This is a genomic window from Paenibacillus sp. J31P190 (assembly GCF_059692075.1).
The window spans coordinates 187544-210749 of the sequence record NZ_JCAUAS010000006.1; the positions used below are offsets into that span (position 1 = coordinate 187544).

The 23206-nt window shown below is 46.4% G+C and carries 23 protein-coding genes; 8 read left to right on the forward strand and 15 right to left on the reverse strand.

What is annotated here, in order from left to right; all coding sequences use genetic code 11:
* Window positions 1-36 precede the first annotated feature (36 nt).
* Complete coding sequence (locus AC58U0_RS14345) at window positions 37-1338, forward strand: nucleoside recognition domain-containing protein (RefSeq protein ID WP_497379628.1); 1302 nt, start codon at window positions 37-39, stop codon at window positions 1336-1338.
* A gap of 5 nt (window positions 1339-1343) precedes the next feature.
* Here the strand turns inward: AC58U0_RS14345 and coaD are convergent, their stop codons facing one another.
* The 4 genes from coaD to AC58U0_RS14365 form a co-directional block, all read right to left on the reverse strand.
* Window positions 1344-1847, reverse strand: a complete 504-nt coding sequence (gene coaD / locus AC58U0_RS14350; RefSeq protein ID WP_029195317.1) for a pantetheine-phosphate adenylyltransferase — start codon at window positions 1845-1847, stop codon at window positions 1344-1346.
* A gap of 31 nt (window positions 1848-1878) precedes the next feature.
* Window positions 1879-2436, reverse strand: a complete 558-nt coding sequence (rsmD, locus tag AC58U0_RS14355) for a 16S rRNA (guanine(966)-N(2))-methyltransferase RsmD (protein ID WP_497379629.1) — start codon at window positions 2434-2436, stop codon at window positions 1879-1881.
* Window positions 2437-2786: 350 nt separating this feature from the next.
* Window positions 2787-4523, reverse strand: a complete 1737-nt coding sequence (locus tag AC58U0_RS14360; protein ID WP_497379630.1) for an AAA family ATPase — start codon at window positions 4521-4523, stop codon at window positions 2787-2789.
* A gap of 78 nt (window positions 4524-4601) precedes the next feature.
* Window positions 4602-4892, reverse strand: a complete 291-nt coding sequence (locus AC58U0_RS14365) for a hypothetical protein (RefSeq protein WP_497379631.1) — start codon at window positions 4890-4892, stop codon at window positions 4602-4604.
* A gap of 713 nt (window positions 4893-5605) precedes the next feature.
* On the opposite strand from AC58U0_RS14365, the gene AC58U0_RS14370 reads away from it, so the two are divergent.
* Entirely contained in the window at window positions 5606-5776 is a 171-nt protein-coding gene (locus AC58U0_RS14370) for a hypothetical protein (protein WP_497379633.1), read from the forward strand.
* An 89-nt stretch (window positions 5777-5865) separates the two neighbouring features.
* Here AC58U0_RS14370 and AC58U0_RS14375 read toward each other — a convergent pair whose 3' ends face one another.
* A complete protein-coding gene (locus AC58U0_RS14375) occupies window positions 5866-6150 on the reverse strand; it encodes a hypothetical protein (RefSeq protein ID WP_047672726.1) in 285 nt (94 codons plus the stop codon).
* Between the two features lie 184 nt (window positions 6151-6334).
* On the opposite strand from AC58U0_RS14375, the gene AC58U0_RS14380 reads away from it, so the two are divergent.
* Window positions 6335-6829 (forward strand): GNAT family N-acetyltransferase, encoded by a 495-nt coding sequence (locus AC58U0_RS14380; protein WP_497379634.1) that lies wholly within the window; start codon window positions 6335-6337, stop codon window positions 6827-6829.
* A gap of 5 nt (window positions 6830-6834) precedes the next feature.
* Here AC58U0_RS14380 and AC58U0_RS14385 read toward each other — a convergent pair whose 3' ends face one another.
* Window positions 6835-7869 carry a WD40/YVTN/BNR-like repeat-containing protein gene (locus tag AC58U0_RS14385; protein ID WP_497379635.1) on the reverse strand — a complete coding sequence of 345 codons (1035 nt, stop codon included), beginning with the start codon at window positions 7867-7869 and terminating at the stop codon, window positions 6835-6837.
* Between the two features lie 215 nt (window positions 7870-8084).
* On the opposite strand from AC58U0_RS14385, the gene AC58U0_RS14390 reads away from it, so the two are divergent.
* Complete coding sequence (locus AC58U0_RS14390; RefSeq protein WP_497379636.1) at window positions 8085-9119, forward strand: polysaccharide deacetylase family protein; 1035 nt, start codon at window positions 8085-8087, stop codon at window positions 9117-9119.
* Between the two features lie 52 nt (window positions 9120-9171).
* On the opposite strand, the gene abc-f is transcribed toward AC58U0_RS14390, so the two are convergent.
* Window positions 9172-11019 (reverse strand): ribosomal protection-like ABC-F family protein, encoded by a 1848-nt coding sequence (gene abc-f / locus AC58U0_RS14395; protein ID WP_497379637.1) that lies wholly within the window; start codon window positions 11017-11019, stop codon window positions 9172-9174.
* 387 nt (window positions 11020-11406) lie between these two features.
* Between abc-f and AC58U0_RS14400 the strand changes: the two genes are divergently transcribed.
* Complete coding sequence (locus AC58U0_RS14400; RefSeq protein ID WP_497379638.1) at window positions 11407-12423, forward strand: CobW family GTP-binding protein; 1017 nt, start codon at window positions 11407-11409, stop codon at window positions 12421-12423.
* 76 nt (window positions 12424-12499) lie between these two features.
* Here AC58U0_RS14400 and AC58U0_RS14405 read toward each other — a convergent pair whose 3' ends face one another.
* The gene (locus AC58U0_RS14405) at window positions 12500-12958 is read right to left on the reverse strand and encodes a Fur family transcriptional regulator (protein ID WP_497379721.1); all 459 of its coding nucleotides are present in this window, start codon (window positions 12956-12958) and stop codon (window positions 12500-12502) included.
* A 156-nt stretch (window positions 12959-13114) separates the two neighbouring features.
* On the opposite strand from AC58U0_RS14405, the gene AC58U0_RS14410 reads away from it, so the two are divergent.
* The 3 genes from AC58U0_RS14410 (at window position 13115) to AC58U0_RS14420 (ending at window position 16814) form a co-directional block, all read left to right on the forward strand.
* The gene (locus AC58U0_RS14410; protein WP_497379639.1) at window positions 13115-14134 is read left to right on the forward strand and encodes a permease; all 1020 of its coding nucleotides are present in this window, start codon (window positions 13115-13117) and stop codon (window positions 14132-14134) included.
* A gap of 26 nt (window positions 14135-14160) precedes the next feature.
* Entirely contained in the window at window positions 14161-15189 is a 1029-nt protein-coding gene (locus AC58U0_RS14415; protein ID WP_497379640.1) for a TIGR03943 family putative permease subunit, read from the forward strand.
* A 728-nt stretch (window positions 15190-15917) separates the two neighbouring features.
* Window positions 15918-16814, forward strand: coding sequence for a transposase (locus tag AC58U0_RS14420; RefSeq protein WP_497379641.1), 897 nt, complete (start codon window positions 15918-15920; stop codon window positions 16812-16814).
* 228 nt (window positions 16815-17042) lie between these two features.
* Here AC58U0_RS14420 and AC58U0_RS14425 read toward each other — a convergent pair whose 3' ends face one another.
* The 7 genes from AC58U0_RS14425 to AC58U0_RS14455 form a co-directional block, all read right to left on the reverse strand.
* A complete protein-coding gene (locus AC58U0_RS14425; RefSeq protein ID WP_497379642.1) occupies window positions 17043-18188 on the reverse strand; it encodes a CobW family GTP-binding protein in 1146 nt (381 codons plus the stop codon).
* 140 nt (window positions 18189-18328) lie between these two features.
* Window positions 18329-18895, reverse strand: coding sequence for a hypothetical protein (locus AC58U0_RS14430; RefSeq protein ID WP_497379643.1), 567 nt, complete (start codon window positions 18893-18895; stop codon window positions 18329-18331).
* A gap of 5 nt (window positions 18896-18900) precedes the next feature.
* Entirely contained in the window at window positions 18901-20064 is a 1164-nt protein-coding gene (locus AC58U0_RS14435) for a metallophosphoesterase (protein ID WP_497379644.1), read from the reverse strand.
* Window positions 20065-20102: 38 nt separating this feature from the next.
* Window positions 20103-20783, reverse strand: a complete 681-nt coding sequence (locus AC58U0_RS14440) for an SOS response-associated peptidase (protein ID WP_497379722.1) — start codon at window positions 20781-20783, stop codon at window positions 20103-20105.
* A gap of 181 nt (window positions 20784-20964) precedes the next feature.
* On the reverse strand, window positions 20965-21468 hold the full coding sequence (locus AC58U0_RS14445; RefSeq protein ID WP_497379645.1) for a YhjD family protein: 504 nt from the start codon (window positions 21466-21468) through the stop codon (window positions 20965-20967).
* Window positions 21465-22742, reverse strand: coding sequence for a DNA polymerase IV (locus tag AC58U0_RS14450; protein WP_497379646.1), 1278 nt, complete (start codon window positions 22740-22742; stop codon window positions 21465-21467). The genes AC58U0_RS14445 and AC58U0_RS14450 overlap by 4 nt, the downstream gene beginning before the upstream one ends.
* Window positions 22739-23116, reverse strand: a complete 378-nt coding sequence (locus AC58U0_RS14455; protein ID WP_060645159.1) for a YhjD family protein — start codon at window positions 23114-23116, stop codon at window positions 22739-22741. Before AC58U0_RS14455 ends, AC58U0_RS14450 begins: the two co-directional genes overlap by 4 nt.
* Window positions 23117-23206: the final 90 nt, after the last annotated feature.

The window sequence follows — 23206 nt, forward strand, 5'->3', positions numbered from 1 at the left end:
GCGTACAATTGAAGCATGTTTAAAGGACGAGGTGATATGATGCAGCCCAAGAATGTAAGATCCAACTCCAAACTCACAACGCTGGTACTGGGGTCTTTGGCTGCCCTTGTAGTCGTGTCTGTCATTTTATTCCCGGACAAGGCATTTCAGTCTTCGCTCGAGGGACTTACAATTTGGTGGAAGCTTGTATTTCCGGCACTCATGCCTTTTCTCATTATGACCGAGCTGTTAATCGGTTTTGGTGTTATTCAAGGAGTAGGCATTCTTTTAGAGCCGCTGACGAGGATTGTATTCCGCCTTCCCGGTGTAAGTGGGTGGGCGCTAGCTTCAGGTCTTATAGTAGGATTTCCTACCGGAGCCAAAATTACAGCTACTCTGAGGGAAAAAAACCTCATCTCCCAAACAGAAACAGAACGATTAACGGCACTGTCCCATTTGTGCAGCCCCTTATTCCTAATTATGGTCGTAGGCGTCGGCTTTCTGCACAGCGCAAAGCTGGGCTTCATACTTGCGGTCGTCCATTATGCCTCCGCTATTTTAACAGGCTTCCTGATGAGAAATTCCAAAAAAGCACTGCAGCCTTTAGCTGATTCCGAAGAACTCCAAATAGCCACCTTGCGGCCTAATAATCAATCATCCGCTTCCGTCTTGAAACTCTCCTTATCAACGATGCGCCAAGCTTATTTACACGATGGACGTCCGTTCGGTAAGCTCCTAGGGGATTCGGTAACCTCTTCTGTGCAAACTTTAATGCTAATTGGCGGTTATATGATGATCTTTTCCGTACTGATTAATGTAGTTAACATAACTCATCTTACGGATGTATTTCGACCCGTCACACACTATTTACTTGCTTTTATGAATGTCCACACCGATACCACTCCTCAGTGGCTCAAGGGGATTCTGGAAATTCATCTGGGCGCTTATGCTTTTAGCCAAGCACAAGGCCTCTCCTTACTTCCGCAAATGGCGCTCCTAAGCGCTTTTCTTGGCTGGGGAGGCTTGTCTGCCCACGCGCAAGTAGCAGGCTTTCATCAAAAAACAGATGCTCGTTATCTGTTCTTCTTTCAGTCCCGTGCTCTTCACGCTGTACTTGCGTTGGTAGTAACTGTTCTGCTTTGGAAGCCGCTGCAGCTGCTTTTGTTGGATTCTGAGCCTAGCTTTCTATGGTTAGACAAAACCAAAAGCGAATATCCTACGGCTGCCTTTCCACTGAACGGCGAATCGGCATGGGGCCTGTGGGGACCTATGCTGACGCAGTTCCTTCTATTATTCACTTTGATGATGATAATTTCAACGGTCCTGAGAACTTTCAAAAAGAAAACTATTGATTCGTAATTCCATTAGATTCGAGGGAATTTCTTCTTCAACGCTTCTTCCACCTCAGCCGGAACTAGATCTTCCACTGGCCCGTGAAACTTAGCAATCTCCTTCACAATACTTGAGCTCAAGTACGAAAACTGAGGTTTCGAAGTCATAAAGAAAGTTTCTACATCTGGATTCAGCTTGTGATTCGTAGAAGCCATCTGCAATTCATACTCAAAGTCTGAGACCGCTCGAAGTCCACGAACAATTAGACGCACATTGCGAGCTTTCATATAATTAACCATTAAATCTCTAAAACCATCCACCTCTACATTCGGCAGATCCTTGGTCACCTTCCTAATGAGCTCCATCCGTTCTTCCAATGTGAATAGAGGATTCTTGGAAGTGTTATTCAGTACAGCTACAATCAACTTATCAAACACTTTTGCCGCTCTATGTATAATGTCAAGATGGCCGTGTGTAACAGGATCAAAACTGCCTGGATAAACGGCAACTGTAATACCGTGTTCTTGCCTCATCATGCTGTTCATCTCCTTAAAAACTTGCTCATATTTATTCTGCTGATCCTTTGTAAATCGTGACAGCGGTATCTCCGTAGTCGGATCTTCGCTGCTGCTTAAATCCTCCGATGGTATCTTCGAGAACATCCTTAGCATCGTGTTCCACAACTATCGTGGCATTCAATGAAACGATCGACTGCTCTTCCATCGTACTTATCAGCTCCGCGATAAATTTCATTTTGTACGGAGGATCGAGGAAAACGAGTTCAAATTGCTGCTCCCGCTTCGCTAATGCTTTCAATGCACGAGCAGCATCCGTTCGGTAGATCTCAGCTTGGTCCTTGAGACCTGCGGTTACTAAATTATGCCCAATCGTGTCGATGCTTTTCTTCTCGATATCTATGAAGACAGCCTTAGCCATCCCGCGGCTGAGCGCTTCAATCCCGAGTCCGCCTGTACCTGCGAATAGATCAAGTACCTGACCTCCATCAAAATAAGGACCAATCATACTGAAGATCGCTTCTTTCACTTTATCCGTTGTTGGCCGCGTGCTGGTACCGGGTACAGCTTTTAACGGCCTGCCTTTGGCGGTGCCTGAAATCACTCTCATCTTACGTATTTCCCTTCTAGCTGGCTCATTCTTTTGCTATCGTACCACAAGCTCTAATCGGACACAAAAAATTTATCCCCGTGATGTATAAATTTCCCGTAAAACGGTCATCCTTGAACTATCGACATCAGAGAATGTCGTAGACAACCGCGGAGAAGACTTACGTTTCCCCATAAGTTCTTCGTCCGGTTTCTCCTCTCCCATGAGGCGATCGCGCAAGCGGTCGCCGTTATTATTTTATAACACAGATTGCTAAAAACCCTTATTTTTCTATAAGGGTTTATTTCTGTACGCTTCTTATTAGATAGTGTTATTCAGCTGTACTAAAAAGAAAAAGATAAATCGAAAGTTTATTCGGAATCCTTCGTTTCGTTGGCGTCCTCCTCCGGCCGCTGTTCCTGAGCAACTTGTGCCAGGGAATCGATAACCGCCTGGGGTTTTACCTCAATTGCCTCTGGCCGACTACGGCCATACAGCCGTACATAGATCTGCTCAATCTCCTCGCCGGTTAGATCGCCTTGCTTTAGCAGCTCCGATGCAATGGCGTGGACGAAGTCGACGTGTTCCCTTACTAATTTCTTTACTTGGAGCATCTGATCCTTCAGAAGCTCGTTAATCTTTGGCCGAAGTGCCTTAAGTGCATCAGCCCGAGAACCCGTCGCAAGCCAACTGAAAAGCTCATCGCCCATACCGACCATACCAAGGTAGGCGCCGGCCATTTCTGTAGCTTGCTGCAGGTCGGAGGTGACACCGTTTAATTTCTTCCCTAAGAACACCTCTTCCACTGCCCGGGCTGCCAGACAGACTTGAATCTCCGCTAATATCTCACTATCGCTTCGGTTATACCGTTCATGCGTCGGCTTGGTGGCAGCGAGACCGAGCGCGCCGCCCCGGCGGATGATTGTCACTTTCCAGACCCGGTCGTGAGGCTTCAATAGGTACTGGGCCACTGCATGACCGGCCTCATGGTAGGCGACATTCCGCTTCTCGTCGTCTCTCATGGAGCGGAGCGGCTGTTTGAGTCCCCACTCATAGGTTTCCATGGCAGCACGGAAGTCCTCGTAACTGGCTTCCTGGGCTCCCCGTTGGTGGGCGATAACAAGCGATTCGTTGACAATATGTTTGATCTGCGCAGGGCTGTAACCGACCGTATCGAGCGCTGCAGCTTCCGGAGTTAGCGTTGAGTCCCGCTTCACCTTCCGGAGATAGTATTGGAAGACATCCACCCGACCATCATAGTCGGGGGTATCGACCCAGAGCTGCCTGTCGAAGCGGCCAGGCCGGAGCAGTGCAGGGTCGAGTACATCGGGCAGGTTGGTCGCAGCGACTGTCAGCACCGCCGGCCGCTCTGCTTTCTTGCGACGCAGCCCCAGCGACCGAAGCATCTTGGAAATCTTGGAGTTGTCGATGTTCGGCGGGTCCATCTGTAAGAGCAGCTCGTTTAGCAGGCCAGAGCCGCCGCCCATGCCGAACATTCCTCCTGCTGCTCCTGCTCCCGCCTGGCGACTCATCCCGATCGCGTCAATCTCGTCGATAAAGATGATGCAGGCGCCGTACACAGTCGCCAGCTTCCGAGTCTTCTTGTAGAGGCCCATTACCTTCAAGTTGCCGACGCCGAAGAACATGTTTTGAAAGCTGGGAGCCGAGGCATAAGCAAAAGGCACCTGCGCTTCGTTAGCGATCACCTGAGCCAGGTAGGACTTACCAGTGCCAGGAGGACCGCAAAGCAGCAAGCCTCTGATCGCCTCACCACCCATTTCCTTGAACTCCTTTACGCCTTTCAGCAGGGTGACGATCCGTTTGGCATTCTCGACGATTTCGGGGTTGCCCCGGTAGTCCTCCCAAGTGGCCCCAGTCTCTCCAGGCAGAATCCAATACGTGCGTCCACGAGCTAGGAACCAGAAAAGTGCTACGAACTGGACAATCATGAACATGATGGCAAAGAGCAGCTGCATCACAATACCGATAATAGTCAATGCGATATTCCAAGATGTCGGTCCTCCTGCCCATAACAGCATGCCGGTTAAGACGAGCGCTGCGACCCATAGGATGAATGTTCGCCACTTGATCCACTGATATCTCTTCATGGACTCACTTCCTTTAAGACGGTTTGTATTATTCTATGAAAACCATAGGCCTCCCATGAAGGAAGGCCACAGTCTTATTTATTGAAATTTTCTTTTAATGTCCAATACATACTTGAGAATTGCAGCGATACCTCCAACGAAATAAAAAATAACAAGAGTCCACCCCGTTGGATCTGTTGGAATCAAGGATAAAACAATCTCTAATGGCAGGACAATATATAGGACATCTTTTAAATAACCTAATACAAAAGTTGGGTCAAACGAGCCTTTCCAAAATGATTGGAAAAAGGCGACTAGAAAATCAATGATCATTAATCCAAATATCGCCCACATCGTGTACATCATCCAGTCTGCAAGTGTAAATGTCATTTATCATCACCACCTTCCTACATACTATGCTAGGAATGTTGACATGATACAGCTTTTCCTTAATCTGCAGATTTGTTTTAAATGGAGCTCGGCGCCACATCAAAACGATTAAATGAAAAAAAAGCCGCTAAGTGCGGCTTTTTTTATTTAGAACCAGTAAATTCTATGCCATTTTTTCTTATTGATATATCTATAAATGTTTTATTCTTCTTTGTTGTCCCACTATTACTAAGCGTCATATTGATAGTGTGATCTTCTTTTTCCCAATCCGCCCTTATAAACATATCACCACTTGTAATTCCATTGTAAATGATTTCATTACCTGCATCCTTACTCTTTCCTTTTAATTGAGCACGGATCGTCTCGCTTGCTTTTCACTCGTAAATACAGATCCTTCAGAATTAGGTTTGCCGTAGGCTAGTCCTAGTTCTTTTCTTATTTCTGAGTAATACTCAAATGACGATTCCTTATCAGTAATCCTATAGGCAATCCGCCACAGTTTCCCATCTTTAAAGTGAAAATATACAGTTGAAGTAAATCGAATATAAAAATTTCAACAATCTATCCATACATAGTCTCCTTCATTATTATACTCCTAAATGATTTTCAAAACCTTGTATTCCCTCTTACACACCTCATGTGATATGATAGAAACAAGAACATACATTCTGTTTATTTCGCATTCATCTTACAGTCAGAAAAGAAGGTATCCTATGCAAGATCACACAATTTTTGAACGTTTGCGCAACAAATATGCGGATGAAGACAGGGCCAAGCTGGTCATGCTGCAATTAAGAACGTTAATGGAGAAGAAGAAAAAGAAGAAATGGTATCAAAAATGGAAGACGCCGACAAAAACGCACCCATCGAGTTGGAACGAATAACAGGCATGATTTTAAATTGTAAAAAATCAGGAATATAAATAGAAGCTTTCCTTTCGTAGTAGAAACTACTGAGGAGAGCTTCTTCGCCTTTAGTTGCTTCTTTTTCGTGAATAATACAATACACCGAGATAATGCGCTCCTGTAAATAGGGTGAGAATTCCAAAGAATAGCAGGAACCCTCCTTCACGATCACGGAAGAAAAATTGCAGAACAAAAAGCGCAAGTGATATTTCGCTCCAGAGAAGTGTTCTTCTTTTGAGCTGGGTCAGATCCGCAGTAGATCTGCTTATTTTGCGAAGATTCATGAATGTAAGACCAGCGAGTACGATTACGCCAATGACGATCACGAGAATGTAGCTTGAATTGCCCGACATGTGACTCCCCCTATTTCCGATGGCTCAACTTTATCTTTTATGAATAGTAAGACAATATATCTAAGATACATGGAATATGGTTAGTTGTCTATTTCGAATTGTCCTTTTTAAAAAGGATTTCAGCTTCTTCCGTGGAACATATTTGGAATGTGTTGTCTAAATCTCACAGCGAGGAGCTTACACCATGTCTACCTTATCATTTAAAAAATTAGAAGAGTCTGATATTCCCCTTCTGATGGATATTTACAATCATTTTGTCATGCATACGACTGTTTCTTTTCACACAGACCCTGTAGAGATCTCAGAATTTACGGAGAGTGTTATTCATCCAAACCCGCGTTACCAAACTTATGTGATAACTTGGGACGGGAGCCTTCAAGGATATGTGCAAGTCATGCCGCATAAGAAAAAGCAAGCCTATGATACCACCGGGGAAGTGACGATCTATTTGCATCCAGAATGCACGGGCAAAGGATTGGGCTCGGCAGCCATTCAGTACATAGAAACGGTCGCCAAAGAGCGCGGCTTCCACGCTCTGATCTCTACAATTTGCGCGGATAATAAACCTAGTATTCATATGTTTACGAAAAATGGCTATACACAGTGCGCACATTTCCGTGAGGTTGGCTTTAAATGGGGCCAATTTCTCGATATTGTTACCTATCAGAAAATCATATAAGAGGTTTATGGCGTTAGCAATCGCCAGTTCATCCCTCCGTCTGTCGTTCGCCACAAATCCCTAGCATCCAAAAGCCAGCCACTAGTCGCTGTAGGAAAACTTAATTGTAAACTCGCAGCCAGCGGCTGGAATGTGCTAGGAAATTCGTGTTGGTTCCACGTTTTGCCTCCATCAAATGTCCGAAGGAATTGCCATGTTTTCTCATTATTTTGAGGATTCGTATGCAAGAGTATGAACCCATTTTTTGAATCAGTAAAAGAAATGGCCTGCGGCGTAAGAAAACTCGGCAGCCTGCCTGTTTCTTGCCATGTCTCCCCGTCTGTCATATGATACAGCATCGATACTTCTTTATCCTTCTTACTGGGCCCAATAAACCAACCCTCAATGGCTGAACGGAACGTAAACACGCCCTTCTCTTCTATTGGCATTGAGATGCGGCTTGATGCGGACCAAGTCAAACCCCCATCTTGTGTGCGAAGGAGCATCATGACTTTACCACTCTGGAACGCAATCAACCCTCGATGTCGGTCAAAAAAGCGAAAAAACGGCTCTTCTCCCCTAGTCTCTAATCCAGGTAAGTCCTGCGCGATTACCTCCCATGTTTGACCACCGTCTAAGGTTAATCGAAGTTCTGATTTTTCATCAGACGATTCACCGGCAAGCAGCCAACCCGTTAGAGAATCAAAAAAAGAAATCGCGCTCGGCATGATCGTTTGAGGCAATCTACTCAGAGCCCGCCAGGTTATTCCACCGTCGCTGGATTTCAAGAATTGAAGATCGCGGCTGCCCGAAGCGACACCATATCCATGAAGCTCATCCACGAATGAAATTGCTTTGGTTGGTGTTAAGTGTATAGGTTGAACTTGATCTTGAATGCCAATTTTTTCACCTGCAACGACGGAAAAATCATTGTCATTTTTTTGAGTTCGAGAAGTCATTAGATTCGGAGACGGAGTTGAGGCTTCCTCATGAAAGCAACCTGCACACAGCAGAAAAACCAGCAGTACAACTAATTTGTTGTTGCTTATCAAGGCTTTCATGAACTCAATCCTCTCCTTTCTTGCTGCAAGTACTGCTTGGGTATATGTAAAGACGGTCCATGATCCAAAATAGTTCATGTCAATTAGCTGCGGCTACAACGTACGGGATATTTCTTGCAGGGTATTGTGTCTATTGATACCGTTATTTTCACTGGATAGGATGTCCCTTCTTAACAAAAGCTAGAGCATATTCATAATGCTCGGAGGGGATTGCCATGACCAAATGGCTTTGGTCCATCGCCATCGCAGGCTTGCTAGCGACAGGCTGCGGTGTGTCAAAAAATAAGTCTTATTACGATCAACGCTCTACACAAAATTCTCATGTAGAAGAACAAGATTTAACAACAGATTCTAGTGCCAGCAACGACGAAATTGATACTGAGCCACTTGCAAGTCCGAGGAGCATGAATAGTCCACTCTCTGCTGGAACACCCACGTCTTCAGCTCAACCAGAAGCAACACCTGCTGCTTTAACACCCAAACCTTCACCCAAACCTAGCCCAAAAAAAGCAGCAGTGCATCCAGAATCTTCTAAGAAACCTTCTGTTCCTGTTCAAAAAAATCAAGGCCAAGTTAGAATTTCTCAGAAAAAGCTTACACTCTCTCAACTGGTCGTAAAATATCCCGATACCTTCAAGGTACGCGGCTCTGCTCAGGAAAAGAAAATAGCGTTAACCTTTGATGACGGGCCTGACACCCGATTTACGCCAAAAGTGCTTGATGCGCTTAAAGCGAGCCAAGTCAAAGCAACCTTTTTCGTACTTGGTTCTCAAGCTAACGCCCACCCGGATATGATTAGGCGGATTGTCAAAGAAGGCCATATTATTGGGAATCATTCCTACAGTCATGCGAACCTGCCGAAGCTGACGGTGGACAAATTCCAGAGTCAGATTATGAGCACAGAGAGTGTGCTGCAAGGCTTGATCGGCTATGCACCTAAGCTAATCCGCCCGCCGTATGGCGCGATTAACGAAGAGCAGGTCAGATGGATCGCTGACCACCATTATTTGATCGTGAACTGGAATGTCGATTCCCTTGACTGGAAATCGCTGAACTCCGATCAGGTGCTGAATAATATCATGCAGCAAACGAAGCCTGGTTCTATCATCCTTCAGCACTCCGGAGGTGCTGACAGTCAGGATTTGTCGGGTACGGTACAGGCTATCGGACCGTTGATTAGTAAGCTCAAAGCAGCTGGTTACACGTTTGTAACCGTACCTGAGCTGCTTCACGTCGCAAAAAGCAAATAAACCGGAAAGCGCATCCTGAGGTGCGCACCCGGCTTATTCTTTTTACACGCGCTTATTCTTGCAGCTCCGAGAGCCTCGTCTTGATGTCTCGGATGATCTGAATCTGCGCAGGGGCGTTCTCGGGGCTCCACGCCCCCTCACTCATGAGCTGCGCCAGCGTTAGCTCCAGCTGGCGTCGTTCGTTGGCTCGCGCTAGCAGCTCCGGCGAGCTCTCACTCGCCAAACTCGCCTCCGCATACTCATCGTAAGTGCCGGAGAAAGCGATTGGGCTGCGCTCCGCGCTCAGCCACAATAGCTTTGTCGCCAGCTTATGAATGAAGAAGCGGTCGTGCGAGACGATGACCATGGCGCCGGGATAGCGAAGCAGCGCCTGTTCAATCCTTTCCCGCGAATCAATATCCAAGTAATTCGTCGGCTCATCCAGCACCAACAAGTTCGCGCCACTGAAGTAAAGCTTGAGGAAGGCGAGCCTGCAGCGCTCGCCCATGCTTAAATCACCGATGCGCTTGCGCACCTCATCGCCGGAGAAGAGGAAGCAGCCTAGAATCGTGCGGGCTTGGGTCTGCGTCATGGCAGACAGCGCCAGCAAGCTGTCCAGTAGTGTCTCGCCGTCGTCGAGATGTTCGAGCTCTTGCGAGAAGTAGCCGATCGACGTCTGCGGGTGCTGCCGCACCTTGCCGGCAGCGGGCTGCAGTTCACCGACGAGCAGCTTTAGCAGCGTCGTTTTGCCTGAGCCATTGGGGCCGAGCACGGCCAAACGGTCCCCGCGGTCCACGCTGAGGCTCAACTCAGCGAACAACTCGCGTTCGCCGTATCGGAACGCGGCCCGCTCCAGGCTCACAAGCGAGCGTGAAGCGAAGTCGCTCGCGCTCAACTTCACCTTCAGGTGCGCCGCTTCCCGCGGCTTCTCCACGCGGTCCCCCTCCAGGCGCTCCAACTCCTTCATCTTCGCGTTCATCCGCGAGACATGCGTGCCGGCTCGCGCCTGAAAGTACCCGCGCTGTATCGGCACTTCAGCTACCCGGGCGTTTTTCTCGCCCTGATGGAACCACTGCCGATACGTGCGAATGCTCTCCTCCAGCTGCTCCCGCAGAAGCTGCTGCTTGCGGTAGAGCTGCTCCTGCGTACGCAGCTCTAGTTCTTTTTGGCGGGTATATTCCGTATACCCGCCCCGGTATTTTCGGCTGCCTGTAGGCGTCAGCTCGACCAGGCAAGTCGCCACACGATCCATGAAATGGCGATCGTGGGAAACGAATACGACGGTGCCCGGATAGGCTCGAAGCCACACTTCGAGCCATTCGAGCGACGCCGCGTCGAGGTGGTTGGTCGGCTCGTCGAGCAGCAGCAGCTGCGGCTCGCGCACCATCAGACGCGCCAACTGGGCGCGCGTCTTCTGCCCGCCGCTCAGCAGGCCGAGAGGCTGATCCCACAGCTCACGGCCGAGGCCGAGCTGCAACAGCTTGCGCTCCACTTGGGTTTCCCAGTGGTAGCCATCCAGCCCCATGTATCGCTCTGCTGCCTCCTGATAGTCGGCTAGCAGACTCTCCATGCAAGGAGCAGCCGCGTCCTGCATCCGCGCCTCCAGCTCCTTCAAGCGGCGCTTCGCAGCGCAGTGCTCTGGGCAGCCTTCCTCGACATAGGCGTGTGTAGACACCGCCTCATCAGCCTCCGTCTGCTGCCCCATCCATCCCCACTGATCGAGCGGCAGCCTGCGTTCCACGCTGCCTTTATCCAGCTCCAGTGTGCCGGCCAACAGACGAAGCAGCGTCGTCTTTCCTATGCCATTGCGTCCATAGATCGCGATCCGCTCCCCTGCATTCACTTCCAACTGCACTTGTTCAAAAAGTGGTTTCCCCGCAAATTCCTTCATCACATTCATTGCTTTTATTAGTAAAGTCATAGACTCATTTCCTCCTTAAATTCAAATACAAAAAACCGCAAGCAATCGCCTACGGTCAGGAAGAACAAGTCATGATTTTTGTATGCAAAGAACAGCAACCCCCGAAAGAGTCAGCCCCTTTAGACATACGTATCCCACTCGCTCTACCTGCACAATCGTAGAGTCTGCCTATCAAACGAACATTTTCGTTTTAGCAGAAAAAGTTAGGCTACATACTTCATCGTCAAAGGGTACCTCCGAGTTCTTCAAGTTGGCTTTATTATAACATAGTCTCCTAAGCACTAAAGGGAGAAAATTAGTATAACCATCTTGCGGCCTGCCCTTTTTTATACTACAATTCAATTCGTAATAATTACTTTTTAATCCCATGACGAAGGAGTCCTTGTTTTGAGCAAAGTTCCCGTTATCGTACTGAGTGGATTTCTAGGCAGCGGCAAAACAACACTGCTCATCCGCATGCTTCAAGAAGCTGCCTCCTTTAACCTGAGCCCGGCTGTTCTTATGAATGAGCTTGGGAAACAAGATGTAGACGGCCATCTCCTCCAAAAAGCCTCACCTGATGTTAACATGGCCAAACTGCTCGATGGCTGCATCTGCTGTAGCAAGAAAAGTGATATTAGTGATTCCATTAAACAACTTTTAGTACGCAAGCCTGACGTCATTCTCATTGAATTAACCGGTGTAGCCAACCCAGAGGAAATCGTCGATGCATTGACGGAGCCAGCACTACTTCCTCATGTGAAACTGCATAAAGTCATCACCATACTTGACGCCGAAAACGTGCTTGAATATAACAGTATTTTCGCCTCGGACCGAGAGCTTGTCCATACACTTCGCAGACAGATGGAAGTTGCGGATCTTCTTATTCTGAACAAAATCGACTTAATTACTGATAAACAACAGAGATCCATCGAAAAAACAATTCGCAAATTCAATGAACGCTCCTTATTACTTCCAACTGCACATAGTCAATTTGATCTAGAGCTTATCTTCGGCACTCTCAGTCCACAAGGATTACAATCCACCGTCTCGCCCAGTTTCAACAAAAAGTTTCAAGTTAAAGCTATTAAACCTGCACAGCCGCCAAGCGAGACATCCAAAAATACCCCATCGTTCTCACGTATTCAGACCATTACAATCCCCATGGATGATGACCTTGCCGTGTCTCAGCGCTTTGTGGAACGTTATTTAGCAAAATGGGGCTCCCTACTACTTCGCGCGAAAGGTTATTTGATTATTGGCGCTAAGCACGAATCCTTTGTTATGCAATTCGCAGGCAAACGCACGAACTGGCAGCAGACCAATTTCCAAGGAACGCCTTATCTCGTCCTCATAGGAATGGACCTGGATGCGAAAACTCTCGAAGATGACTGGCAAAAGCGATTAACAGAATTTCAACTATAAAAACAATGCATATACAAAAAAAAGCAGTTCCGCTGAGTTCACCTCAAGCAGACTGCTTTTACTTTCCTCGACTTTTTTAGTGCAGCTCTGAAGAGGTAGGGATGCCCGACTTACAATCTGAGCAATATCCAAATATCTCAAAACGATGGCTTTGAATTTCAAAACTTTCCGGCAAATCCTTCACAAGCTTCATCGGACAGAACTCGAAGGTGACCGTCTTTTCACAACTGATACAGATCATATGGTGATGATGATGGGACAAACAACTCGCCTTGAATTTCAAGCCATCCGCCAAGTGAAACTGCTCCAGAACACCCATCTCACTCAACAATCGAAGATTACGGTAGACAGTATCGAAACTCACACCAGGATATTTAACTTTCATGTATTCATAAACGTCTTTTGGTGACAAATAACTTCCGGATTCAGCGAATAACGTTGCTAAGCTCCTGCGCTGCTCAGTAATTCTCCATCCTTGCTGAGCCATAGCCCTTAGCATCTCGTCAATCGTATGCGTATGAGTGCCCACTTGCATTACCCCTCTGTCGTAAATTGTTCTATTAACATAGTGCAGCAAATGGACCTCTTGCGTCAAGTAGATGAACATCTCGTCTTTAACAAAGTTGTCCTATTCCCCTTTCATTCATCATAGGTTACAATAGTAATAATTATGATTAAGGAGCCTTCATCAATGCCTACTACTGTGTTTCGAGCGAGCATGCATGTTATATTCGCCATCTGCTTCCTTTTAATTGTGCTTATCTTTCTAAACAATGACATGCCTACACTTTCTCTGCTAACGACCGAACGCATTCAAACTTTCAAAACCTTGTTTATCAGCATCCTATTAGAAGCTATTCCCTTTATTTTACTAGGTGTATTGCTTTCATCCTTGCTCCAAACGTTCGTATCCGAGCAAACCATACGTCGCTTCATTCCCAAGAACCCTATTCTCGGCATCCTGTTCGCCTGTGTTTTAGGCATTCTATTCCCAATGTGTGAATGCGGCATGATTCCTGTCGTTCGAAGACTAATACTCAAAGGAATGCCCGTCTATATCGCAGTCGTTTTCATTGTAACCGGACCTATCATTAACCCTATTGTATTCGCGGCTACCTTCATGGCTTTCCGAAATCATCCCGCTATCGCCTATTCCCGCATGGGGCTGGCTTTTGCCGTTGCCATAATAATCGGACTCATCCTCTACCGCTTTATCAAAAGTAATCCGCTTCGTATAAGCCGCGCCAACTTTTCCAGTGAAGAAGCGTTGGAGGGGCATCAGCACCAGGGTGGTGGAATATCCAGTAAATTAAATACATTTTTCGTTCATGCTTCTGATGAGTTTTTCGAAATGGGCAAATATCTCGTCTTTGGCTCCCTGCTCACCGCACTGATTCAAGTTTTTATGCAGCGCGAAAGCCTGCTTGCCATTGGTCAGGGCCCTATCAGTTCCCACTTGTTTATGATGGGCTTCGCCTATATTCTTTCTCTATGTTCCACATCAGACGCTTTTGTCGCTTCATCTTTTCAAACATCATTTACGTCTGGTTCACTGCTTACTTTCTTGGTTCTCGGGCCTATGCTTGATTTCAAAAGCACACTTATGATGCTTTCCGTTTTCAAATCAAAATTCGTACTCCTGCTTTCGGCATTAATTCTTATCACCGTGCTGGGTTGTTCACTGCTTTTGGAACGCTTTTCTTACTTTTAAAGTCATACAATCTAGGAGGAATTGACATGAGCGAAGTCCGATTAATTAGCTTCCATTATTTCTTTCGTACGTTAATTTTGCTTGGTTTTTCCAGCTACATCGTAATCCTCACCAAGACAGATGCCCTTCAATACTACATAGCTCCGCGTATGATGATTTATGTCAAAATCGCTTCCGTTATCCTTTACATCATTGCCTGCTTTCAAGGCTATATGGCACTGCGTGCTTACTGGGGCAAACCCGTTGCCTGCGAATGTGAACAACCAGTTTCTCGCTCAACCTTTCGCAATACAGTTGCTTACGGACTGCTGATTCTGCCGTTGTTAATCGGCTTTCTGCTGCCTAATACAGCATTAAGTAGTGCTATGGTAGCTGCCAAAGGGATGAATCTCTCTGCTGCTAAATCTAGTATAGCCAAACAAAATACAGACCTGATCACAGACAATAGCGCCTCAACAGGTGTGAATACGTCCAACCAGTCAACTGCGGCTGCTCCAAGTCCCACAACAGTTCCACCTGTGAACAATAGCTCAGCTATCAGACCTGTTCCTGCTTCTGGTATTGAGACTCCAACAATCGCTAAATCCGATACCGAGCTCCAAAAGATGTTCCACGCTGATAACGAGTGGGATGAAGATTTTTCCAAAATCGGCATGATCCTCTACAAAAAAGACACCATCGTCGTAAAGCCAGAAATTTATATGGAAATCCTTTCGTCCATTGACCTTTTCAAAAACAACTTCATAGGTAAAAAAATCGAACTCACCGGCTTCGTCTACCGCGAAGAGAACATGTCAAAAAGCCAATTCGTCGTCGGACGCTTTGCTGTAAGCTGCTGTTCCGCTGATGCTACCCCTTACGGAGTCATGATTGACTTCCCGACCGCTCAAAGCTACCCCAAAGACATGTGGGTCAAAGTCACAGGCACCATCCAAAACGGCAGTTACAACGGAAACGACATCTTCACCATAAAAGCAACCCAAATCGAAAAAACCGCAACCCCCGAATCACCGTATATATACCCAAACTTCGAACCGCTCAAAGAGCTCAACTAGTCAGCACAACTAACGATAACCAAACCAAAAAACCGTCAGGACCACTCTTCATGATCCTTGACGGTTTTTCTTCATCTTGCTGCTTTTCAATTAAAATTCAATAGCTCCAGTTCCATCATGTTCTTAATTCTAATTTTTTTATTGTTCTTTATTTATCCAAATGCATTCAGTCATAGCTCACACTCTACTCCTCATTCCTCATTCCTCACTTCTCACTTATTACTTTTACTTCTTACCTTATACCTTACCCTTCATGAATATTCCATAAAAAGGAAATATCCTTGCCTATAAATCAACTTCAAACTCGTATATAGACACTATCCCCATCACTCATTATGTTTATATATCCACCGAATTCTTTGTCCTAAATCGCTGCTCAGATCCGATCGAATTTATGAATCTCATACTTTAAAATATTATTTTAATCACGGATTTTTTAAAAATGAGTCTTACCACGAACCAAAATCCTCCTATTGATCATATACCCAAACCCATAAGATTAAACGCTCTTTGCTGAGGCTTTCATTTAATCTCCAGACTAACCTCCATAATCCCCAGTACCCGTTTTCAGCCTACCTTATGACTAATTGTTACTGTCCTAAATTGCTATACCTTAAATATTTGCAAAAATAAAAGAAAAGTATGAATTAGAGTTGATATACGAACGAATATTCGATATAATAAAATAAGAACAAATGTTCTAATGTTTCTCGGATAGAGGTGTCATAATGGAGACGAACAATCATTTACCAAGCACCCTAGAGCAGTTTCAGCAGCAATTCCCCACTGAGAAAGCCTGTATAGATTACTTTTTTTCGACGAAATGGCCCTCCGGTTTTTCTTGTCCTCACTGTGGGTATTCGCATGCTTACCTAACTAGTACACGCCGACTCCCTCTTTATGAATGCCTTCAATGCCATCACCAAACATCCCTTACAGCTGGAACTATAATGGCAGGCAGTCGCACGCCTTTACATAAATGGCTTACAGCAATTTTTCTGATATCGCGTACGGAACAGGGCACAAATGCTGTCGCGCTCTCCAAGATTATTAGTGTCACCTACAAAACAGCCTGGCTCATCCTCCACAAAATTCGTCACGCCATAAGTACAGCAGACCAAGGCACATTACTCTCGGGTATCGTCCAAGTAAACTCAGCCGTCTATGGAAAGCCGTATAATCCTTACTTCCGCAACCATCCGCAGGAACACTATCTTCTAGCAGGCTCCTCCCTTAACAGTCAGGGCGAACCTTCCTATATCAAACTCAAACTTGTTCCCAAAATACATGTAAAAGAAAGGCTTTTTCAACGCTCCGCAACATTGGATTTCACCCAACAACATATCGAATCACATATAAGCAGCATCGAATTTATTACTGGACGCTTTAGTTCCAAAAGATTTCGCGTTCTCCTTGCATTCGCTGCACAGGCTGGTAAATCTATTAACAACACTTTCCATGGCATTGGCCAAAAGCATCTACAACAGTACCTAGATGAGTTTTGCTACAAGATAAACCTAACTTTACACGAAGCCCCCATCTTTCTGCATTTGACCCACTTATGTACAGCACCTCATGCCAAATCAAGCTTTTTCAATCCCAAAAATACGCCCATGTGCGCTTAATTTTCTTAAATTGTTTAATTTACTAGTGATCATAGTGGTTCCCCTGTTAGAGGAGAGGCATGCCCCACGTACCAAGTAATGCTAATCACTCCACTCCCCCTGCTATCTGAGCCAAAGGGATAGTGGCTACAGTGGCCGCTTAGGCCATATCCAACCCGTGTGTTACTATACTATATAAAAAAAAGAATCCTCAGCTAGATCGCTGGGACTCTGTTCGCATTGAATTACTTATTTTGCAGCTATTTCGGAAAGGGATTCCAGTTTGAGCAATTCTGATCGGACTGCGTCTTTAGAGAAATTCTCTCCTATAAACACGGCAACGTCCGGCACATCGCCTTTGGGAGTGATTTTGACGAAATCCATTTCTCTGTAGGCGTATTGGAATAAGAACCGGCTGGAGGTATCGGAAAAACTGAGAATCCCTTTAGCACGGTAGACCTCTTGTGGTAGCTTACTAACAAATTCTTCGAATGCGTTGCTATCAACTGCCCGCTCAAAAAAGTACGTATACGCCATCACATGATTGTGAGAATGATGATGGTGACTTTCATGCGCGTGTTCATGGTCATGATGCAGATTATCGTGAGATTCATGCGGCTCATGATCCTCAGACGAATGGGTGGCGTTGTGGACGTCATGATCATGGTTGGCGTCATGTTGATCTTCACGATGGTCTTCATAATGATGGTCGGCTTTGTGCTGCACGTTATTATAAGTATCATTATGATTTGAGTTAAGGTGCTGTTTCTGACCTTGCTCTTCTTCCAGCATTTCGATGAGTCTCATATCGATTTGGCTAAAGACGGTGTAGTGTACAGATGCATATGGATTCCACTCGCGTACAAGAACATCTACTTCCTGAAGCGCCGCTTCCTGTAGCAGGTCTGCCTTGTTCAGTAAAAGTAAGTTCGCGCAACGGATTTGTTCCTGCATAAGCCGGTAGGTCTTGCCTCGACTTGTCCGACTTAGCTCCAGAAGTTGCGGTCCATCTACTACGGTGATGACGGCTTTGAGCTCTACCGGAAGTATAAGCGAAGCATCTGTTACTTCATCGATGATTTCCATTGGATTAGCGATACCTGTCGATTCTATGAAAATCAGGTCAGGCTGCTCCTCAGTTACAAGTTCCTTGAGCGCCGTCGCAAGATCACCTCGGCTCGAACAACAAATGCAGCCCCCCAGCAGCTCGGACATCGGGACTTCATTGGCAATTAACTGCCCATCCAGATTAACTTCACCAATCTCGTTCATGATAACCGCGGGCTTACGTCCCGCTTCGGTAAAATGATCAATCGCCTTCGTTAATAAGGTGGTTTTACCGCTTCCGAGAAAGCCGGATAGTACATACACGGTAACTCTTTTGTGTGCTGCCATACTCAATTCTACCTCCGCCAAGCAGTATGATAGCAAATGCTTCTAACCTGCTCATAATTGATTCCTCTTCTATTATTCGTAATCATTACCTTTAAGTCAAGAGGATATAACATTTCCGTTGACTTGGGCATGTTGATTCTTTAATTATGTTCTGTTATTTCAAAGGACTCTTGCTTAACTTCGAATTTAGTAAATAGGATCGGCCATTTCCCAACTAGCTGGACAAGAAAGGGAAATAGCTTGACCCACAACAGGCTGTTTACCCGATCGGCTGGCTTGAGTGGAAGCTCGAGTCGATCGTAGAGGATTGTCGCAGCTTCTTCGACAAGTGCTAGCGCCGGGTCCGTGGGAGCAGTTGCGTTGACTGCTTCCAAACACGGAAGATAGTGCTGACTGATGGATTCCGATAAGTGATGCTCAGATAAGTTATCTGAACCCATCACTTCACCCATCCCTAAGCTGACGAGACGCGCAACGTCTGCATCGAAAGCATGGGGAATGCAGTAAATCTCCAACGCTAAAGCTGCTATATATATCTCCCTTAATAATTCGTCTTCTTTAGACTCGGATAATATGGGCTCTTTTAGGTAGGCCGCAACGACCGGTTTAATTGTGTCCCAACTATTTTCTATGCTTTTCATTGTAAACTGCATCATTGCTGCAGCTAGTTCTATGGGTGTAATTTGTTTTCTGTCTGCCTCTTGCATGCTGCTTAACCCTCTTCTCTCTCGTTACTTTTAAAATGAATGGTGAGTTCAATTATTTCTGACCGACTGCCTAGACGAATGGGTGGTCCCCACGTACCAAAACCTGAGGAAACGATAGCATGAAGGTTGCCTTTTCGCAAGTAGCCCCAATCTAGCTCAAAGAGCCTTCTTGTTATAAGGTGATTAGGCGCCATTTGGCCTCTATGTGTATGACCTGAAAGCATCACATCCGCACCAGCATCGGCTGCTTTGTCTAGGTGGTAGGGTTGATGGTCCATCACGATTATAGGTTGTCTGAGATCCGCGCCCTCCAGCAATGCAGCCAGCGCCTTACGTCCATCTGGCGTTCGCTCGGCCGCTTTGTCTTTTCTACCAACAATGTAAAGCCGTTCCTTGATATGAACGGTTTCGTCCATGAGTACACGAATGCCGATCTGCTTCATTTGTTCCACGAAGGCAGGAATATGTCCGCCAATGTATTCGTGATTACCGAGCACAGCATAAATCCCTAGTGGAGCCTGGAGTTCTCGCATTGTTTTACCCATATTGTAGCGGATAAATGGCTTAATATCATCGTCTATGACATCCCCCGGCAAAAGAATCAAGTCTGGTTTCAAACCATTGACTTGCTCTACAAGCTTACGCAGATGACGGTTCCCGACAATTGAACCCAGATGGATGTCGGAGGCTACCGCGATGCGAAGCTGCTCCCAGTCTCCCGCTCTTTTGGGAACCGTAATGTCATATCTGCGTATAACAGGGCTCCGTGCATTATATGAACCACGAATCATAGCAACGAGTATGATCCCTACATTTATCCAACCGAGAATCGGAACGTATGTATTTGAAGGAACGGATGCCAGATGGAACACGCCTATCGCCAAATCAGTCAACGGCAGCAGTAGAATACCAAATTGCATGATGGCAAACCAGTAGGAGCCGATAATTTTCAGTAGTCGGGACACGCCGGCAGGCACCACCCGCGAGCTTACCCATGCTAATAAATACGATAAGGCAACAATCCAGAAGACAATCCAATATAGCCAAGGATGAAACCAAGAACCTAGTTGGTCCGATAGAAAGACCCGGCCGTGCCACCCTATGTAGCCATTCACACCAAACACAATAACGAATATGAGTGTGATGCTTATTGCCATGCGTGTTTTCATGTCGTTAACTCTCCCATTCTGTTCTTACAATTCTGCCTCTACAGGAGGAGGCTTAACGGCTCTATACATATCTCATCGTCGTTACGCACATTACCCACCCGGCTCGACACTGGGTATGCAAACATTTGGTCAGTCGGATACGGTTGCAATAATGGTCGTAGCGTATCGGTGTTTGTGATGCCGCGATCCAACCAGACCGCCTCCATCTCCCTCGGCAAAATGACCGGCATACGCTCATGAATATCCGCCATCAGTTCGTTCGCTTCCGTTGTAATGACAGTGCAGGTAGAAATGCGCGTGCCATCTGGAGATGTCCATGTGTCGTACAGCCCTGCCATACTAAAGATGCCTCTGCTGCGCAGCATAATACGCATCGGCTGCTTGTGTTTGCCCGTCCCTTTCCAGTCGTAGAAGGAGTCTGCCGGAATCAGGCAGCGCTTACGCTCAAACGGCTTGCGGAAGGCAGGCTTGTCCGCGAGTGTCTCAGCTCGTGCATTGAGCATCTGGTAGCCTAGCTTCTCGTCCTTCGCCCACTCAGGAACGAGCCCCCAACGCAGCTCGCCAAGCTTATTCTTTTCCCCGTCATGGACGATAGCCATAACTTGCTGTCCAGGTGCTACATTATATTTGGGGCTGTATCTTCCAGGATATTTGTAATAAATATCATAATGCAGCATAAGCTCCTCTAACGTCACGGTGATCGTATAGCGTCCGCACATCTGTCCCCATCTTCTCCTTTGCATGGTTCTCCCACATAAGAAATAACTCTATTAGTTGCTGAAACACTCTTCCTCCATTATGAGAAAAAGAATTACTCACGTCAATTCGCGAAAGCCCGAGGAAGATTTCTCCATCGGGCTTCTAGTCTTCGTCTTACTATTGTCCTGAGCTTCTCTCGTTCTACGTTTTCTGTTCATCAACTTTCGGAGCATTATACACAATTGCTACCAGATGGTCAATGTACCGTGCTGTTCGCACGCTAATTTCAGCACGCATGTAATCTTTAGCTATGATAAGCGCATCTTCATGCCCACGACATACATAGCGATAGTGAATGGCGCGGTCATTCTTTTCCTCTTCAAATAATTGAATGCTTCGCTGCATCATCTTGGTTTTAATTTCGCTTAAGTCGGTTTGTATATTCGCAGCAAGCGCATGAGCGACTCGGGCATAAAGCATTCGGAGCGTTTCGGAGGATCTCTCGATTTCACCGGCTTTTTTCTTGATCATCCCGTGCATGAGCGGCAGCAAGACATAATCTCGCATAATCCCAATGTCTTCCGCTGTGGGACGGTTGGCCGGAGCAGGTCTATCACTGCGTTGGTTTTGAAAAGCCTCTCGATGCTGCGGCAGCATCATCCTGCTGGATTCCCACAGGCCGTTTTTTTCCAATTTTTTGCTCATTTATAATGCCCTCCGATTTTGAGCGCCCTGTTCTGCGCTTGGCCGGCTGTTGTGAGCGAGGAAGCACGAACAATCGCCGCGTTGCCGAATCGGTCTTTGATACTGTCCGTCACTTTCTCAAGCGCTCGCGCCTTGATCTGATCCTCGAAGAGGGTAAGCTGATAAGTGTCATCATCTACTAACTGGCTCAGCATGACACCGGCGCGACGCACCGGCATGGTGTCCCAGAACTTGTAGAAAAGCTTTTTCACAGCTTGAAACACCGTACTTGTATGATTCGTAGGATCAGGCATCTTCATTTGACGCGAAAAGCCTGTCGGGGCGTCGAAAGGACTGCACATACAGCTTACAGTAACAATTGAAGCCATATAGCCTTTGCGCCTACAGTCGCGGCACACCTCTTCCGTAAGCTCGAGCAGGATGGTATCTACTTCAGAGGAGTCCGCATAATCCCTCGGCAATGTCATCATATGGCCTACGGACTTCGGAGGCGTATCAAACGTACCGGGCGTGACCGGACTATCATCGAGCCCATTCGCTGTTCGCCACATCACTTCGGCGTGAATGTCCGACTGCTTGCCGAAGCGTGCGCGAAATTTGTTCTTGAGCTGCGGCAGCGGCGTTTTTGCCACGTGGCCGATCGTATACATACCCAGCTTGGCAAAATGCGCGGTCATCCGCGAACCGACGCCAAACATTTTACTTACAGGCTGCTCCCACAAGTATTTCTCCACGTCTGATGGGTGCAGCGTGAATATGCCACTTTCATTCTTTTTAGCCCAAATATCGGTCGCAATCTTCGCTAGTATTTTATTAGAACTAATCCCTATGCGAACCTTTACCCCCGTTTGACTGAGCACCTTTAGCTGAATGGTTTTCGCAATCGTGATCGGATCACCGAACATAGATAAACTCGCCGTAACATCAAGGAACTGCTCATCAATACTGAAAATTTCAACAAGATCGGTAAACTCTTCGTAAATCTTGGTAATCTGCAGCGAAACATCAATGTAATGCTGCATGTGTGGACGCATCACGATCAGCTCAGGACACTTCTTAAGCGCTTCGCCCAACCGTTCGGCTGTGGATACGCCGTATTTCTTGGCCACGGGGCAGGCGGCTAGAATGATACCCGATCTCAGAGCAGGGTCTCCTGCAACAGCAACCGGTTTATCCTCCAAGCCCGGATGACCCGCTTTCTCCACACTGGCATAGAAGCTCTGACAATCCGCTAGGAAGATCGTTCGTTCCCCGCCGTAGCGATCTTTGCTCACCGCAATCCCCCCCGCATATTCATGAGCGTGGTCATAAGCTCAGCCTTGACCAAGCTGCGAAGCATCGTGAAATGATGAATGTAGCCTCGGACTTTGTACTCTACGTTAATGCCTAAGGCATTCATTTCGGTATGGATAACTTTAATATCTCGTTTCTTCATCTGGCTCTTAATACTTTGTAATTCCGGATAAATAGCCATTTCAACCTCTCTGAGATAAAAAAGAATATGATTGTACACGATTTTATCCTTATAAACCTTGAGCTCCTCCATGTCCCTTGCTAGCATATCGAGCAAAATGGGCAGCAGCGTGTATTCCTTAATAATTTGAACATCCTCTTCTGTCTCAATTCTTGAACTTGAACTAACTTTCATATTCCCACCACCATATGCGAACATATATTCGTGTTACTTATTATATACCGAACACGTATTCGTTATGCAAGTGAATTTTTTTGGAAACAA

Excerpts from the sequence above, each read along its gene's own strand:
- AC58U0_RS14345 (WP_497379628.1), top strand. The coding sequence starts at position 37 with ATGATGCAGCCCAAGAATGTAAGATCCAACTCCAAACTCACAACGCTG.
- coaD (WP_029195317.1), bottom strand. The coding sequence starts at position 1,847 with ATGATGAGGCAAGAACACGGTATTACAGTTGCCGTTTATCCAGGCAGT.
- rsmD (WP_497379629.1), bottom strand. The coding sequence starts at position 2,436 with ATGAGAGTGATTTCAGGCACCGCCAAAGGCAGGCCGTTAAAAGCTGTA.
- AC58U0_RS14360 (WP_497379630.1), bottom strand. The coding sequence starts at position 4,523 with ATGAAGAGATATCAGTGGATCAAGTGGCGAACATTCATCCTATGGGTC.
- AC58U0_RS14365 (WP_497379631.1), bottom strand. The coding sequence starts at position 4,892 with ATGACATTTACACTTGCAGACTGGATGATGTACACGATGTGGGCGATA.
- AC58U0_RS14370 (WP_497379633.1), top strand. The coding sequence starts at position 5,606 with ATGCAAGATCACACAATTTTTGAACGTTTGCGCAACAAATATGCGGAT.
- AC58U0_RS14375 (WP_047672726.1), bottom strand. The coding sequence starts at position 6,150 with ATGTCGGGCAATTCAAGCTACATTCTCGTGATCGTCATTGGCGTAATC.
- AC58U0_RS14380 (WP_497379634.1), top strand. The coding sequence starts at position 6,335 with ATGTCTACCTTATCATTTAAAAAATTAGAAGAGTCTGATATTCCCCTT.
- AC58U0_RS14385 (WP_497379635.1), bottom strand. The coding sequence starts at position 7,869 with ATGAAAGCCTTGATAAGCAACAACAAATTAGTTGTACTGCTGGTTTTT.
- AC58U0_RS14390 (WP_497379636.1), top strand. The coding sequence starts at position 8,085 with ATGACCAAATGGCTTTGGTCCATCGCCATCGCAGGCTTGCTAGCGACA.
- abc-f (WP_497379637.1), bottom strand. The coding sequence starts at position 11,019 with ATGACTTTACTAATAAAAGCAATGAATGTGATGAAGGAATTTGCGGGG.
- AC58U0_RS14405 (WP_497379721.1), bottom strand. The coding sequence starts at position 12,958 with ATGCAAGTGGGCACTCATACGCATACGATTGACGAGATGCTAAGGGCT.
- AC58U0_RS14410 (WP_497379639.1), top strand. The coding sequence starts at position 13,115 with ATGCCTACTACTGTGTTTCGAGCGAGCATGCATGTTATATTCGCCATC.
- AC58U0_RS14415 (WP_497379640.1), top strand. The coding sequence starts at position 14,161 with ATGAGCGAAGTCCGATTAATTAGCTTCCATTATTTCTTTCGTACGTTA.
- AC58U0_RS14420 (WP_497379641.1), top strand. The coding sequence starts at position 15,918 with ATGGAGACGAACAATCATTTACCAAGCACCCTAGAGCAGTTTCAGCAG.
- AC58U0_RS14425 (WP_497379642.1), bottom strand. The coding sequence starts at position 18,188 with ATGGCAGCACACAAAAGAGTTACCGTGTATGTACTATCCGGCTTTCTC.
- AC58U0_RS14430 (WP_497379643.1), bottom strand. The coding sequence starts at position 18,895 with ATGCAAGAGGCAGACAGAAAACAAATTACACCCATAGAACTAGCTGCA.
- AC58U0_RS14435 (WP_497379644.1), bottom strand. The coding sequence starts at position 20,064 with ATGAAAACACGCATGGCAATAAGCATCACACTCATATTCGTTATTGTG.
- AC58U0_RS14440 (WP_497379722.1), bottom strand. The coding sequence starts at position 20,783 with ATGTGCGGACGCTATACGATCACCGTGACGTTAGAGGAGCTTATGCTG.
- AC58U0_RS14445 (WP_497379645.1), bottom strand. The coding sequence starts at position 21,468 with ATGAGCAAAAAATTGGAAAAAAACGGCCTGTGGGAATCCAGCAGGATG.
- AC58U0_RS14455 (WP_060645159.1), bottom strand. The coding sequence starts at position 23,116 with ATGAAAGTTAGTTCAAGTTCAAGAATTGAGACAGAAGAGGATGTTCAA.